The organism is Streptococcus sp. Marseille-Q0941, assembly GCF_943736975.1.
GTDB lineage: Bacteria > Bacillota > Bacilli > Lactobacillales > Streptococcaceae > Streptococcus.
In genome coordinates this window covers 1-13962 of record NZ_CALSFO010000007.1, presented here as the reverse complement: position 1 = coordinate 13962, position 13962 = coordinate 1, and the positions used below count along the sequence as shown (strand labels likewise).

Annotated in this window: 14 protein-coding genes; 4 read left to right on the top strand and 10 right to left on the bottom strand. The window is 39.4% G+C overall.

Features of this window, described 5'->3' with window-relative positions:
- Positions 1-229 precede the first annotated feature (229 nt).
- Positions 230-700 (bottom strand): 30S ribosomal protein S7, encoded by a 471-nt coding sequence (rpsG, locus tag NGI26_RS07515; protein WP_004250722.1) that lies wholly within the window; start codon positions 698-700, stop codon positions 230-232.
- A gap of 19 nt (positions 701-719) precedes the next feature.
- Complete coding sequence (gene rpsL / locus NGI26_RS07510; RefSeq protein WP_001142333.1) at positions 720-1136, bottom strand: 30S ribosomal protein S12; 417 nt, start codon at positions 1134-1136, stop codon at positions 720-722.
- Positions 1137-1478: 342 nt separating this feature from the next.
- Between rpsL and NGI26_RS07505 the strand changes: the two genes are divergently transcribed.
- Together NGI26_RS07505 and NGI26_RS07500 are read left to right on the top strand one after the other, a co-directional pair.
- Positions 1479-1919 carry a LytTR family DNA-binding domain-containing protein gene (locus NGI26_RS07505; protein WP_251938366.1) on the top strand — a complete coding sequence of 147 codons (441 nt, stop codon included), beginning with the start codon at positions 1479-1481 and terminating at the stop codon, positions 1917-1919.
- Entirely contained in the window at positions 1916-2374 is a 459-nt protein-coding gene (locus NGI26_RS07500) for a DUF3021 domain-containing protein (protein WP_251938364.1), read from the top strand. Before NGI26_RS07505 ends, NGI26_RS07500 begins: the two co-directional genes overlap by 4 nt.
- A gap of 39 nt (positions 2375-2413) precedes the next feature.
- Here the strand turns inward: NGI26_RS07500 and mutS are convergent, their stop codons facing one another.
- Together mutS and argR are read right to left on the bottom strand one after the other, a co-directional pair.
- Positions 2414-4948, bottom strand: a complete 2535-nt coding sequence (mutS, locus tag NGI26_RS07495; protein ID WP_251938362.1) for a DNA mismatch repair protein MutS — start codon at positions 4946-4948, stop codon at positions 2414-2416.
- A 46-nt stretch (positions 4949-4994) separates the two neighbouring features.
- The gene (gene argR / locus NGI26_RS07490; RefSeq protein ID WP_247913194.1) at positions 4995-5441 is read right to left on the bottom strand and encodes an arginine repressor; all 447 of its coding nucleotides are present in this window, start codon (positions 5439-5441) and stop codon (positions 4995-4997) included.
- A 153-nt stretch (positions 5442-5594) separates the two neighbouring features.
- On the opposite strand from argR, the gene argS reads away from it, so the two are divergent.
- The gene (gene argS / locus NGI26_RS07485; RefSeq protein WP_251938360.1) at positions 5595-7286 is read left to right on the top strand and encodes an arginine--tRNA ligase; all 1692 of its coding nucleotides are present in this window, start codon (positions 5595-5597) and stop codon (positions 7284-7286) included.
- 405 nt (positions 7287-7691) lie between these two features.
- Positions 7692-7943 (top strand): MarR family transcriptional regulator, encoded by a 252-nt coding sequence (locus NGI26_RS07480; protein WP_251938358.1) that lies wholly within the window; start codon positions 7692-7694, stop codon positions 7941-7943.
- Positions 7944-8071: 128 nt separating this feature from the next.
- On the opposite strand, the gene nrdI is transcribed toward NGI26_RS07480, so the two are convergent.
- The 6 genes from nrdI to cadX form a co-directional block, all read right to left on the bottom strand.
- Entirely contained in the window at positions 8072-8539 is a 468-nt protein-coding gene (gene nrdI, locus NGI26_RS07475; protein ID WP_251938356.1) for a class Ib ribonucleoside-diphosphate reductase assembly flavoprotein NrdI, read from the bottom strand.
- Positions 8540-8614: 75 nt separating this feature from the next.
- The gene (locus NGI26_RS07470; protein WP_251938354.1) at positions 8615-9139 is read right to left on the bottom strand and encodes an ABC transporter permease; all 525 of its coding nucleotides are present in this window, start codon (positions 9137-9139) and stop codon (positions 8615-8617) included.
- A gap of 61 nt (positions 9140-9200) precedes the next feature.
- A complete protein-coding gene (locus NGI26_RS07465; protein WP_251938352.1) occupies positions 9201-10487 on the bottom strand; it encodes a response regulator transcription factor in 1287 nt (428 codons plus the stop codon).
- 2 nt (positions 10488-10489) lie between these two features.
- Entirely contained in the window at positions 10490-12163 is a 1674-nt protein-coding gene (locus tag NGI26_RS07460; protein ID WP_251938608.1) for a sensor histidine kinase, read from the bottom strand.
- Positions 12141-12755, bottom strand: a complete 615-nt coding sequence (locus NGI26_RS07455; protein WP_251938350.1) for a YesL family protein — start codon at positions 12753-12755, stop codon at positions 12141-12143. The genes NGI26_RS07460 and NGI26_RS07455 overlap by 23 nt, the downstream gene beginning before the upstream one ends.
- 842 nt (positions 12756-13597) lie before the next feature.
- Positions 13598-13936, bottom strand: a complete 339-nt coding sequence (gene cadX, locus NGI26_RS07450; RefSeq protein WP_000711085.1) for a Cd(II)/Zn(II)-sensing metalloregulatory transcriptional regulator CadX — start codon at positions 13934-13936, stop codon at positions 13598-13600.
- Between the last annotated feature and the right edge of the window lie 26 nt (positions 13937-13962).

The window sequence follows — 13962 nt, the reverse complement described above, 5'->3', positions numbered from 1 at the left end:
TTAATAAAAACGGATAGGCAGGACCTACCCGTTCTCAATGTTTTCATGTTTTTGTTGGTTTCAACTTGTGAGATGGGAAGTTGAATTGAACTCGGGCTAAAGCTTAAGTTAGCTAAGTTGAACTCAAGCTAAAAGTCTGGAGAAAAAGATGAATCTCATTGGTTGCAATCGCAACCTACTTCGATTCCCTATTTTCTCTTGGACTTTCTTAACGCTTTCGCATCCTATCTTACCAACGGAAGTGTGCGAAGGCACGGTTAGCTTCAGCCATACGGTGAGTGTCTTCACGTTTCTTAACTGCTGCACCAGTGTTGTTAGCAGCGTCCAAGATTTCTTTTGCAAGACGGTCTTGCATTGTGTGTTCACCACGAAGGCGAGCGATTGTTACCAACCAACGAAGTCCAAGTGTTGTACGACGTTCTGGACGAACTTCAACTGGAACTTGGTAGTTAGATCCACCAACACGACGTGCACGTACTTCAAGTACAGGCATGATGTTTTCCATAGCTGTTTCAAAGACTTCAAGTGCATCGTTACCAGTAGCTTCTTTGATTTGCTCAAAAGCACCGTAAACGATTGAAGCAGCTGTACCACGTTTACCATCAAGCATAACGCGGTTGATAAGACGAGTAACTAGTTGTGAATTGTAAAGCGGATCTGGCAATACTTCACGTTTTGGAGCTCTATTTTTACGACTCATTTCTCTTTATCCCCTTTCCTTATGCTTTTTTCGGACGTTTAGTACCGTATTTAGAACGGCCTTGTTTACGATCGTTAACACCTGCAGTATCAAGTGCACCACGGACGATATGGTAACGTACCCCTGGAAGGTCTTTTACACGTCCACCGCGAAGAAGCACCACGCTGTGCTCTTGCAAGTTGTGTCCGATACCTGGGATGTAGGCAGTAACTTCGATAAGGTTGCTCAAACGTACACGAGCGAATTTACGAAGGGCAGAGTTAGGTTTTTTAGGTGTCATAGTTCCAACACGAGTTGCAACACCACGTTTTTGTGGTGAAGAAACGTTTGTTTGAACTTTTTTATGACTGTTGTAACCAACGTTCAAAGCTGGTGATTTAGATTTTTCTACTTTTGATTTACGCGGTTTGCGAACCAATTGGTTAATTGTAGGCATCTACATTCTCCTGTGTTTTTTTATTTTTGGTGATGATACACTTGGTGACAGCTATCATCTGTGTGTACTTTTGCAACATTTGTCAGCACGTCCCTGTACACTCTTGAGAGACCAAAAGTAAAAAGTACCGTCTAACATTGTACCACTTTTTTTCTATTTTTGTCAATATATTTCTTCTTATTTTTTGACTTCTTGGATCATAAATCTATCTGAAAACGTTCGCCTACCAGATAGACTCTTCAACCGACCACATAGACAAAGCTTCTTGTATTTGTCGACAAAATGGTGTTTAATAGATTTGTAAGCAAGAGATCTCTATTACAACTTTATAAAGGAGAAATTATGAAAGTCAGACTTGACATTGATGCACAACATACTGAAGAACAAATCATAATCGAAGCGCCAATCTTGTCCACTCGAGTTCAAAAAGTTCAGGACTTTGTACAAAATCTTGAACAAAAAGAAACTCTTAAAGGAAAATTCCAAGACCAAGTCTACTTGATTCAGATTAGCAAAATTCAGCGTGTCTACATTGAAAATCGTAAGGTTCTGGCCGAAACGGATAGCCAAACCTATACACTTGACATTCGTCTCTACCAAGCAAGTGAAACCCTACCTGCTTCCTTTATCCAAATTTCCCAATCCGAAATTGTCAACATTGATGCAATCAGTCATCTAAAATTAACCTCTAACGGCTTGATTGAAATCTATCTAAAAAACGACAGTTTCACCTACTCATCTCGCCGTTACCTCAAAACTATTAAGGAGAAATTAGAACTATGAAAAAACAAGTATTCCACGATGCCACAACTGGTATCCTCATCGGCCTCACCCTATCTATTATCTTTTCTTTTATCTATTCACCAAGCTACTACGCACCTCTAAGCTATGAATCGCCCGTTGGTCAATTCATGAGAGAGCATCAAGTCCATGGTTCCCTAGTCTTACTTTACTCTACGGTTATCTGGGCAGCTATTGGAGTACTCTTTAGTTTTGGTAGCCGTCTATTCTCTCAAGATTGGAGCCTTCTTCGTGCGACTGTCACTCACTTCTTCCTCATGCTACTAGGCTTTGTCCCTTTAGCAATCCTAGCAGGCTGGTTCCCATTAAACTGGCTCTTCCTCCTCCAACTCATCCCAGAGTTTGCCATCGTCTACCTCATCATTTGGACGATTCTCTATAAAAGAGAATCAAAGAAGGTTGCCCATATCAACCAACTATTAGCTAAGAAAAAATAAGACCCAAAAACCCACTCCGTTTTGTGAGTGGGTTTTTGCTTATAATGTTTGCTTCCATTCTAGCAAGAGGTTCATGGCTTGCATCGGTGTCATATTGTAAACATCTACTTCAGCCAATTCTGCTAGGATAGGACTTTCTTCTTTTTCATCAAAGAGAGACATTTGCTCATTGACAACGTTCCTTTGATTGATAGAAAGTGGATTACCCTGGCCTTGACTCTCTAACTGAGCTAAAATAGTATCAGCTCTTTTTAGCAAGTCTGCCGGTAGTCCAGCAATCTTCGCTACATGGATACCGTATGATTTGTCAGCTGGTCCTGGTTCTATCTTATGAAGGAAAGTAACCTGACCATTTTGTTCCAGCGTAGCCACATGTACATTTACTAGATGTTCAAGACTAGCTTCCAGACTTGTTAATTCATGGTAGTGCGTTGCAAAGAGAGTCTTGGCACCGATATGCTCATGGATGTACTCAATGATAGACTGGGCTAAAGCCATGCCGTCATAGGTTGCCGTTCCGCGTCCCAACTCATCAAAGAGAATCAGGGATTTCTCAGTCGCATGACTAATAGCATTATTAGCCTCCATCATCTCGACCATAAAGGTGGATTGACCTGAAACCAAGTCATCCGCTGCACCAATACGAGTGAAGATCGCATCAAAGATTGGCAAACGAGCACTTTCTGCGGGCACATATGATCCCATCTGGGCCATAACTGCTGTTATAGCCAACTGACGCATATAAGTTGACTTCCCGCTCATGTTAGGTCCTGTAATCAGCTGGATACTGGTAGCTTCATCCATTTGGATGCTGTTCGGAATATAAGTCTGGGCTCCCATGACTTTCTCAACAACAGCGTGACGACCATTTTGGATATCAATTCTAGAATCTTGTCCAAACTCTGGTCGAATCAGGTGTTGCTTTTCTGCCACAACTGCCAAGCCTTGCAAGACATCGACAGTAGCGATTCCTTGAGCTAGGGCTTGCAGGCGTTGAATATACTTGCCAACCTCCTCACGGATTCGCATAAAGATTTCGTACTCTAGGTTTGCGGATTTCTCACGCGCCTCTAGCATTTCTCCCTCGATACGCGCCAACTCCTCTGTTCCAAAACGTTCCGAGTTTTTTAGCGTAGCCTTACGGAAAAAGTGGGCTGGAACATTCCCTAACTGCGAGTTGGTCACATGGAAATAGTAACCGTCTTTTTTATTGTAGTCAATCTTGAGATTATTGATGCCAGAGTTTTCTCTTTCCTTGGCCTCGATCTCAGCAATCCAGCTGGTCCCTTCTCTCAGCACACGACGGTATTTATCCAAGGTCTCATCAAAGCCTGTTCGAATAATTCCTCCCTCTGTAATCACATGAGGAGCCTCAGGGGCAATGGAAGCACTTATCAGGCTTTCCAACTCAGGGATAGCATCTAGTTGTTCAATGAGATAAGTTAGAGCTGGTTGCTCCATTCCTTCTAAAATTGCTCGAATTCGTGGAACACTTCCTAAGGTAGTGGCTAATTGCAAGAGGTCTTTGGGATTGGTTTTGCCAAAAGAAACACGACTAGCCAAACGTTCGATATCATAAACTCCCTTGAGGCTGTCTGTCAAATCACTACGCTCAAAGAAGTGGTCAAGAAAGACCTGCACCACCTCTTGACGTTGGACGATTCGTTCCTTATCAATCAAAGGACGTTGAATCCAAGAACGTAGAAGACGCATCCCCATGGCAGTTTTAGTCTCATCTAGCAACCAGAAAAGACTGCCTTGTTTCTTGCCTGAGCGAGCATTTTCAACCAAATCAAGACTAGCCTTGGTCGCAAAATCCATCTGCAAGAAATCTTTGATTTCATAACGGATAACAGGCTTCAAGTGGTTCAATTCTCTCATCTGTGTCCGATGGACATACTGGAGAAGTTTACCACTAGCTGCTCCTTCAACAGATGCCAATTCTGAATCTAACAGATGTAGATCTTCATAGATTTCTTGTTCATAGGAAAGTACGAGATTCATTTGACGACTGAGAATCTGTTCTTCCGCTTCGGATAGTTCGTAACCAAGCACTACTTCTCTGGCCTTGAGATTGCGGATTTCACCACAGACTAGAGAAAAATCTGATAGTCCTGTCACATAAAAATCACCTGTCACCAGGTCCATGTAGGCCAAACCATATTGAGACCCATTACGATCAATAGCTACCAAAAAGTTGTTCTGACTATCTGGCTTGCTACTGTCAACGACTGTCCCTGGTGTAATAACCTGAACAACTTCACGTTTAACGACACCCACAGCTTGTTTGGGATCTTCCATCTGTTCAGCGATGGCAACCTTGTAGCCACGCTCAACTAGGACATCGATGTACTGTTGGGCAGAGTGATAGGGTACACCTGCCATAGGAATAGGATTTTCAGCATTTTTATTGCGACTGGTCAGTGAGATTTCTAGTATCTGTGCAGCATTGACGGCATCTTCATAAAACAACTCATAAAAATCACCCATGCGAAAAAGCAAAAAAGCATCTGGATATTGTTTTTTGATATCCACATACTGTTGCATCCCAGGTGATAATTTTTCAGTAGTCATTTACTCTCTCCTTGTAAAAACAGTCCTGAGAGAAGCTCTCAAGACCTTATCTATTTTCCATTAGCTCAAGCAAGCGTTCTTCCATGACTTTAGCAGCATGTTGATCTTTACAGATAACCAAAAGGGTATTGGCTCCAGCAACTGTACCTAAGATCCACCCATCTTTATTTGAATCGACTACATTGGCTAAAACAGATGCTTCTCCAAGTTTCGTATGGAGAACCAGGGTAAATTCAGCCCTTGCAACACCCTCTAAGTGGTGCGAAAGAAATTCGACCAAATCAATCTTCTCTGTCTCATTTGCTAGTACATAGTAGACAACATCGTTTTTCTTAACTTTGGTTAAGCCAAGCTCTCGCAAATCACGGGATAATGTCGTTTGTGTCACAAAGACATCACAGGCTTCCAATCGATCTTGAATTTCCTTTTGAGTTCCTAATTTTTCTTCTGTAATCATTCGCTTGATCAGCTGATGACGTTCTCTTTTTCTCATAAGATCCTTTCAAGTGCATATTTATAACATTTTACATTTTTTTAGTAAGAATATTATATCAAAAAAACTGGATATTTCAAAAAATATCTCTTCTTTCAAAAAAAATGTAGTAAATTGTGATAAAATAGTAGAAAAGCCCTAAAGGAGCCCTAAATGAATACAAAAGAATTGATTGCTAGCGAGTTAGCTAGCGTCATTGATAGCCTGGACCAAGAGGCTATTTTAAATTTACTAGAAACACCTAAAAACTCAGATATGGGAGATATCGCCTTCCCTGCCTTTTCATTGGCAAAGGTTGAACGTAAAGCTCCTCAAATGATTGCAGCAGAACTTGCTGAAAAGATTAATAGCCAAACCTTTGAAAAGGTGGTAGCAACTGGACCATACGTCAACTTTTTCCTTGATAAGGCTGCCATTTCTTGTCAAGTACTACAAGACGTTATCACTGAACAAGAGCACTACGCTGACCAAGAGATTGGCAAGCACGAAAATGTTGTTATCGACATGTCTAGCCCTAACATCGCTAAACCATTTTCAATCGGTCACCTTCGTTCAACCGTTATCGGAGATAGCTTGTCACATATCTTCCAAAAGATTGGTTATCAGACTGTCAAGGTCAACCACTTGGGAGACTGGGGCAAACAGTTTGGGATGTTGATTGTCGCCTACAAAAAATGGGGTAACGAGGAAGCTGTCAAAGCTCATCCAATCGATGAACTCCTCAAGCTCTATGTCCGCATCAATGCTGAAGCTGAAAATGACCCAAGCTTGGATGAAGAAGCACGCGAATGGTTCCGCAAACTTGAAAACGGCGATGAGGAAGCTCTCGCTCTTTGGCAATGGTTCCGCGATGAAAGCTTGGTAGAGTTTAACCGTCTTTACAATGAGTTACAAGTTGAATTCGATAGCTATAACGGAGAAGCCTTCTACAATGACAAAATGGATGCAGTCGTAGATATCCTAGCTGAAAAAGGACTGCTTGTTGAATCTGAGGGTGCCCAAGTTGTTAATCTTGAAAAATATGGAATTGAACACCCAGCTCTTATCAAGAAATCCGATGGTGCTACCCTTTACATCACACGTGACTTGGCTGCAGCCCTCTACCGTAAAAACGAATACCAATTTGCCAAATCAATCTATGTTGTTGGTCAAGAGCAATCAGCTCACTTTAAACAACTCAAGGCTGTCTTACAGGAGATGGGTTACGATTGGAGCCAAGACATTGTCCATGTCCCATTTGGATTGGTAACAAAAGAAGGGAAGAAACTTTCTACTCGTAAAGGGAATGTTATCCTGCTAGAGCCAACTGTCGCAGAAGCAATCAGCCGTGCGAAAGCGCAAATTGAAGCCAAAAATCCTGAACTTGAAAATAAAGACCAGGTTGCTCATGCTGTTGGAGTCGGTGCCATTAAATTCTATGACCTTAAAACTGACCGTACAAATGGGTATGACTTCGACCTTGAAGCCATGGTATCCTTTGAAGGAGAAACTGGTCCTTATGTTCAATATGCCTATGCTCGTATCCAATCAATCTTGCGTAAAGCTGATTTCAAACCTGAAGCAGGTGCCAACTATAGCTTGAACGATGCTGAAAGCTGGGAAATCATCAAGCTCATTCAGGACTTCCCACGTATTATTAAACGTGCTGCTGACAACTACGAACCTTCAATCGTTGCTAAATTTGCAATTAGTTTAGCGCAAGCCTTTAATAAATACTATGCCCACACTCGTATCTTGGATGAAAGTCCAGAACGTGACAGTCGACTAGCCCTTAGCTATGCAACAGCAGTTGTCCTCAAAGAAGCCCTTCGTTTGCTGGGTGTAGAGGCACCAGAGAAGATGTGATTCAGTACTAACAATTGGAACTAAAGTTTCTAGTCTCTTGACGGTAATCGCTATCAGGCGATTTACCTAAACGCCTTACTAATGCATTCAAATAAATAATATCGATTTATTTGAATGCATGTCGTAATCTGTAAAATCACTTGATTGCAGAACAATCTAAGTAACTAACGCCAAATCTTATTCGGACTTTGGCTTGGCGCTTCACTAGTTCTGTAACATAAATAATATTGATTTATTTGAATGCATGTCGTAATCTTACAGTCATTGGAACTAATGTTCCTAATTGTTAGACGCTAGCCGCTTTTATGCGGACTAGCTATCTGCTTCATAGTATTATCACCCGAAAGGCGAAGATACTTCGCCTTTCTCTTGCCACCTACTTCTTTATCACTTAGGGAGAATTTTATGAGCCAATACGCTTATATCCTAGTTGTTCTCAGTCTTCTTTTTCTATTTCTTGTCAATAAATATGAAAAAGAGAAACTTCAAAGACTGCTTCAAGACCAACTATTGAAAGATCCAGCTTTTCGTGCAACTATCACAGAGAAAATTCAAACGATAGAAAATATCAATGATGTCATTGATTACATCAACAAAGGTTACCGTTTAGGAATTCCCATTTCAAAAGAAATCGTTGACGAAATTCGCAAATCATAAAAAGACTCGAGATGACATTTCTCGAGTCTTTTTTATTGTCCACTGATCGTTAAAACACCTACAAGAATAATAAGTCCTAGTAATTCCATTATCCATAGGTTAAAACTCTAGCTTAGGAAATCTGCCTCTTACGAAACCTCAAGTTCGTACAGTTTTGCAATAATCCCTGCAACCTTCTTGATATCTCCCAACATGCCTCGCATCTCAAAATCAGCTAAAACAGGGAAACCAAAACGTTGACTGTATTGCTTGGCCGTTAAACAGTATTGGTTATTAAAGTTACGATTACCAGATCCTACAACACCAAAACACTTGCTAGCATTGTCACCATATGCGATAAAGTCACCTACCGGAGTGGTCAAAATTTCTACATCACCATTGTCAACACCATTGCCACCTTCTAGATAAGTCGGTAGAAAAGCCACATATAGGTTGGTCATCTCAAAGAAGTCTTCTCCTTCCTTGACCAAGTCTTTAATATGAATTTTTTCTACTTCAATGTTCGCATACTGCTCCAACAAATAAGCTTTCAAACGTGTTACAAAACTCTCCGTGTTGCCGCTCAGACTGATATAAACTAAGGAAATTTTTTTCATCTTTTCCTCCCTCTTTCTCGAATCCAAAAAAATAACTACCAAGATTGTATCTTGATAGTTATCCTTTGTCAACTCTTAGACGAGTTCTTCCTCTTGAGATTCTGTTAATTCTTTTTGTTGCTGCCATATTTTATAGAAGACGATTGCTAGAAAGATAACATTGAGTACGATCCCAAAAATAGCAGAACCTTTAGCACCTAGTTCAGCCCCCATACGAACATTAGGGTCTGTAAAAAGTGAAAGTGCATCTTGAACTCCTACAAAGTTATAAATAGAACCAAGAATAGCTAGCAAGACGTAACTGATATAGGTATAATTGGCCAACTGAATATTTTTACGCACGAGGAAAATCAAAGCAACAACAACTAGAATAGCTGATAAGATAACTAAGATAATGTTGATAATTGAATGACCATGTTCAGCTGCTTTAATCGTGTATGCAATCAATTCCTTAGCATAAGTAGCATCTACACCTGATGTCTCAATATTACCCATACTTTCTGCAGTAGGTACTGGAGAGATGATCCCAAATAGTGACATTGCTGAGAGTAAGGCTGAAAAAATCAGTAATACCCATAGATAGATTGGTTTCTTTTTCATAAAAGTAACCTCCTCATATTTTTGAATTTATTATAGCATATTTTAAAATGGATAACAAACCTTAGAGGGTGACCTCAATCTGCTTGCGGTAGGCCTTCGGAGACTTTCCACATAGTTTTCGAAAAACCTTGTAGAAATAGCCTACATTACTGTAACCAACCGTATAGCAAATATCCTCAATACTATCGTTTGTAGACAGCAAGAGTTGTTGGGCAGCCTTGATGCGCTGTTTATTGAGAAGCTCCGCAAAGGTTGAATTGGTTTCCTTCTTGATTAACTGACCTAAATACACAGGATTGATAAAAAGATCCTTGCTGATATCCTTAAGAGACAGCTCTTTTTTATAATCTCTACCAATAACTTCAAGTACACTGACGACATTTTCATTCATACGATATTGACCAAAGAAGGACGTCAAGGTTTCCTTGGTATAAGCCACTAAGTTTTCAAAGTTTGTAATGGCATGAATGTTCTTGACAATATCTGTCATATCGTCCGCTTTCAAATGTTCAAAAAGATGGAAAACATCCATGACAAACTGTGTAAAGAGTTGCTTGGTAATGGATACCCTTGGTGTGTTTTCCAACACAATCTTCTCAAGCAAATTCAACTCTTCGATAATCTGCTGAAGATTTCCTTGGATAATCACTCGATAGATGGGTTCATAATAAGAAAAGAGACTTTCAGACTGATCTAGATTGACAGTTCCATAGAAAAGTGCTTTTTCAACGTCAAACTTCCATTTTTCAAAGTTTGCCTGATAAGGCAACTCAAAAGGCATGACAAGTAAACCATCGAATTTCTGAGCTGCAATCACAATCTGCCAGTCCTGACCTAAAACATAGTAAGGAATGACAAAATCCCCTTGTTTCTCTTGGGAAAGGCCAATCCACCAGTTTTCTTTTTGAGACAGGTGTGCTTTAAATGCTTCGTCGTCTAACTTTTGACTTAACATTTCTGGCTCATGCCCTTTCTCACGAAGCTGACCAAGAATTTTCTCGAGCAAATGCTCCAGCTCAACCTTATCAACTGGTTTGACAAGATAATCTACAACATTGAGGTTCATGGCTTTCTTGACATATTCAAATTCTTGATAGCCTGAGAGAAGGATATAGTAAGCCTCTGGCAAGAGTTCCTTCATCTCCCCAATCATTTCAAGTCCTGTCTTGTCAGGCATGTTGACATCAGAAATGACGATATCTACGGGATGCTCTCGGACATAATCCAAAGCGTCGTCGGCATGATTGGCCGTTGCAACGACTTCCATATCCCATTTTTCAAAAGGGATCAAACGCTTAAGTCCTTCTGTAATCATGTACTCATCATCAACTAATAGTACTTTATACATGTTTATCCTTTCTCTTCATCCTGAATGGTGATTCGATATTGAACACCCTTTTGTTCAGCAGATTCTATACTAATGTTATAGCGGTCTCCAAAGTAAAGCACAAAGCGTTCGTGGATATTCACAATTCCAATAGACTGTCGCTGTTCCTTATAATCCGCTGTGTGTTCAAAGGTTCTTTGAGCCAGTTTAGCTTGAATTTCTGCTAGTTTTTCAGCAGACATTCCACGGCCATTATCGGTTACTAAAATTTCGACATAGCCATTTTTTTTCAAAGCCTTGATACTGATAACATTGTCTGTTCTTCTGTGGTCAACTCCATGGGCAAAATAATTTTCCACTAAAGGTTGGAGGGTGAACTTTGGAATACGCATTTCTTCCAATTCAGGGTCAATCTTAAATCCATAGGCAATGGATTTTGGATAGCGAACCATACAGAGATAACTGTACTTCCGACAAAACTCCACTTCTTGTTTGAGGGTCGTTTCTCGCTCGTCAGAGATATTATTGCGCAGGAGACTACTGAACTCATAGATGATATCTGCTAGCTCGTTTTGGTTCTCCATCACTGCATACATTCGCAAAAATTCTAGAGTATTGTACATAAAATGCGGATTAATTTGAGCTTGTAAGGCTCGCATATTAGCATCTTTTTGATTGAGTTCCAGTTGATAAATATCGTGGATATTACTTTCCAGTCGATCCAACATATCATTTGTTGATTCAGCAATGAGTAGCAATTCCTGATCCTTTTTATCTGTATCAATTCTCTTGGTGTGTTCTCCCTTTGTAATGGCTTGAATGGAGTCCACCAAGTCCACAACCTGACTTTGATAGTCAGAAAAGGTCCTTCTTAAGGTCATATATAAAATGATGATAAAGAGGGCGCTCAAACCTAAAATAAGTGCCGAATTCGCTAAAGTCCCACTCCAAACATAATCCTTTGGTACAGCTACTCGAACTTGATATCCATGGGCAGTTGTTCCTACCAACCAAGATTCATTCCTTCCCTTCGCCCCAATATAGAACATATCTGTTTCATATGGTGCAATGACCGTTACTGCTACAGGCATTGTTCCCCTGGTATTGTCAATCGCCTTATAGAGAACTTCTGGTTCTACGGAAATATAGATAACACCAAGAGCCTGGTCAGAAATTGGATCCGATACTGGAATAGCGAAACTATTAGCATCCGGTTTAAAGCTCTCAGCTGGAATCTTCTGCCCACCTCGGTTTTCTCTTTTGGAAACAAATACATCCGTCGAATCTTGTAGAACAATCGAAATACCTGTTACAAAATCATTTCGCACGTATATATCATCGATATTTTCATAAATGGAAACGGAAATATAGGGTGACGCCTTGCGTTCTAACTGCCAATAAAAATAATCTGGCGTACTGAGGCTAAAATACTTGTAAATCCCTTCAATCCGAGCTTGATTATCCACTAAACTCTGGGCTAGGCGGTTTGACTCCCGATAGTAGTATTCAACTTCATCAACAGTACGAGCGAGAACACGCTGACCAACACGATTGGCTTCCCTTTCACGCATATCCCAGTCCACATAAGAAATCAAGAGGGCAAAGCAGGAAATGATGATCATCATTACCAGACTATAGATTCGTAGGAGTGAGTGAAGGCGGAATTGTTTGGTCTTATTTGGTTGCCAATTTTTCATGAATACTTTCATAAACAGGCTCCAATAAATCACTAATAAAGAAGTGCCACATTCCAATACCTACAAAGGCGATAAGGGCTGGCATATAGAAACCAATAATGGCTAACAAGACACTACCAAGGAGAACCTTGGCCACTGCTGACAAACTCATAAAAATTCCGATAAAGGCAAGCTTTAAGGTATTTTTATAGGACAATTCAAAGTAAACCTGTAATTTTAAAGATACCGTATAGGCCAAAAATACCAAGGCTACTAAAAAGATATTTAGAAATGTTGCTGCCAAGTGGATAATGGTCTGGTTTGGCAACTGAATCATCAAATACAAGCCATAAATCAAGAGTAAGTCAATCCCTATAAAGGTGTAGAAACTGAGATTGCTTTTGACAAAATTGCTCTTAAATAAATCCCATGCTTCCTTGAAACGATAAGCACGGTAAGAATAGCCGTGTTCAGCATATAAACTCATGAGAGTTGCACTAGCGGGCGCTATACCAAAGACCACTCCTCCTGCTAGTGTCAATAACCAAAAATAAGCCGTCGCAATCATCCCCAAAAAGAAACGATAAAAGACTAGCTCAATGAAATTTCCCACGGTCTGCCTCCTATAAATTAATCTAGTTTTATTATAACATATTTCAAGCGCTCTCAAAAAGCGGAACAGTAAAAAGGTAGAGAGAATTTAAGTCACTACCTTTTTAGGAGTTCGTTTGCAATATGTATCCATTCTTGTCAAAAGCGCAAAAATGTCAAGCTATAAAAAATAAATACATTTATTGGTTTAATATCGATGTTCGTACTATAATTAAGATAGATAAAGAGACCGATTGGTGATCAAAGAACAAACTTTTCCACTAGAACAGATGGACATAATGGACATATTAGAAGATTAGATCATTACTATTCAACTTAGTTATTTGCTTGATAAAATAGAGAAAGGAGTATGGACCATGACTATTTCTATTTTAAGAACCACTTTATTTTGTGTTGCTCTTGTATTGATTCTTTTATCTGATAAATTGTTCAAACAACATGCAAAAGTCGGTAAAATAATTTGCACTATAATCATGTTAGTCGCATCATTATCATATCTATTCTAAGTTATTTTAGGAATACAGGAATTTATTGGTCCTGTATTCTTTTTTCTACCAAATGTACATTGATAAAATGAATAAATCAAATAAATTAGAGGCAAAAAAGGTAGAGAAAAAGGTAGAGATTGAACTGAAATATAGTGAATTGTATTGAAATTGAAAAAAGAAAAAACGCTTAAAATCAGCGTTTTTCTTATGTATTGATTCGTATTGAATGCTTACTTCACTTCTATAAAAGATTAATTAATTTCTATTTTAGCTGTTAGAAACGTTGGTACATCAATGTTTTTAGAATGCTACATAATAAAAGGTAGAGTGAATGGTAGAGTAGTAAAAATAGTTGTTATCCTAGTTGATTAAAAAAATCTCTGATTTCCTCATCTTTTATAAAATAATATATAATTTTCCCCTCTCTTCTAGTGTCCAAGATGTTTTGATTGGCTAGTTTACGAAGATGGTGGGAGGCAGATGCCATACTGAGATTTAGTAAACAGGCTATATCGCAGACACAGAGTTCTTCGACGGCAAGGAGATAAAAGATGATATTTATCTGTTTATTATCGGTAAATTTTGATAAAATGCGAAGTGATTTTTGGACTTTTTCCTTTTCAAGGTAGTTCGTTGCGGTTGTAACATTTTGTTGATTTATAATATTCACTTGGCAGATACTATCTTTTTTCATAATTTTTTCTCCTAGCCGAACACAGT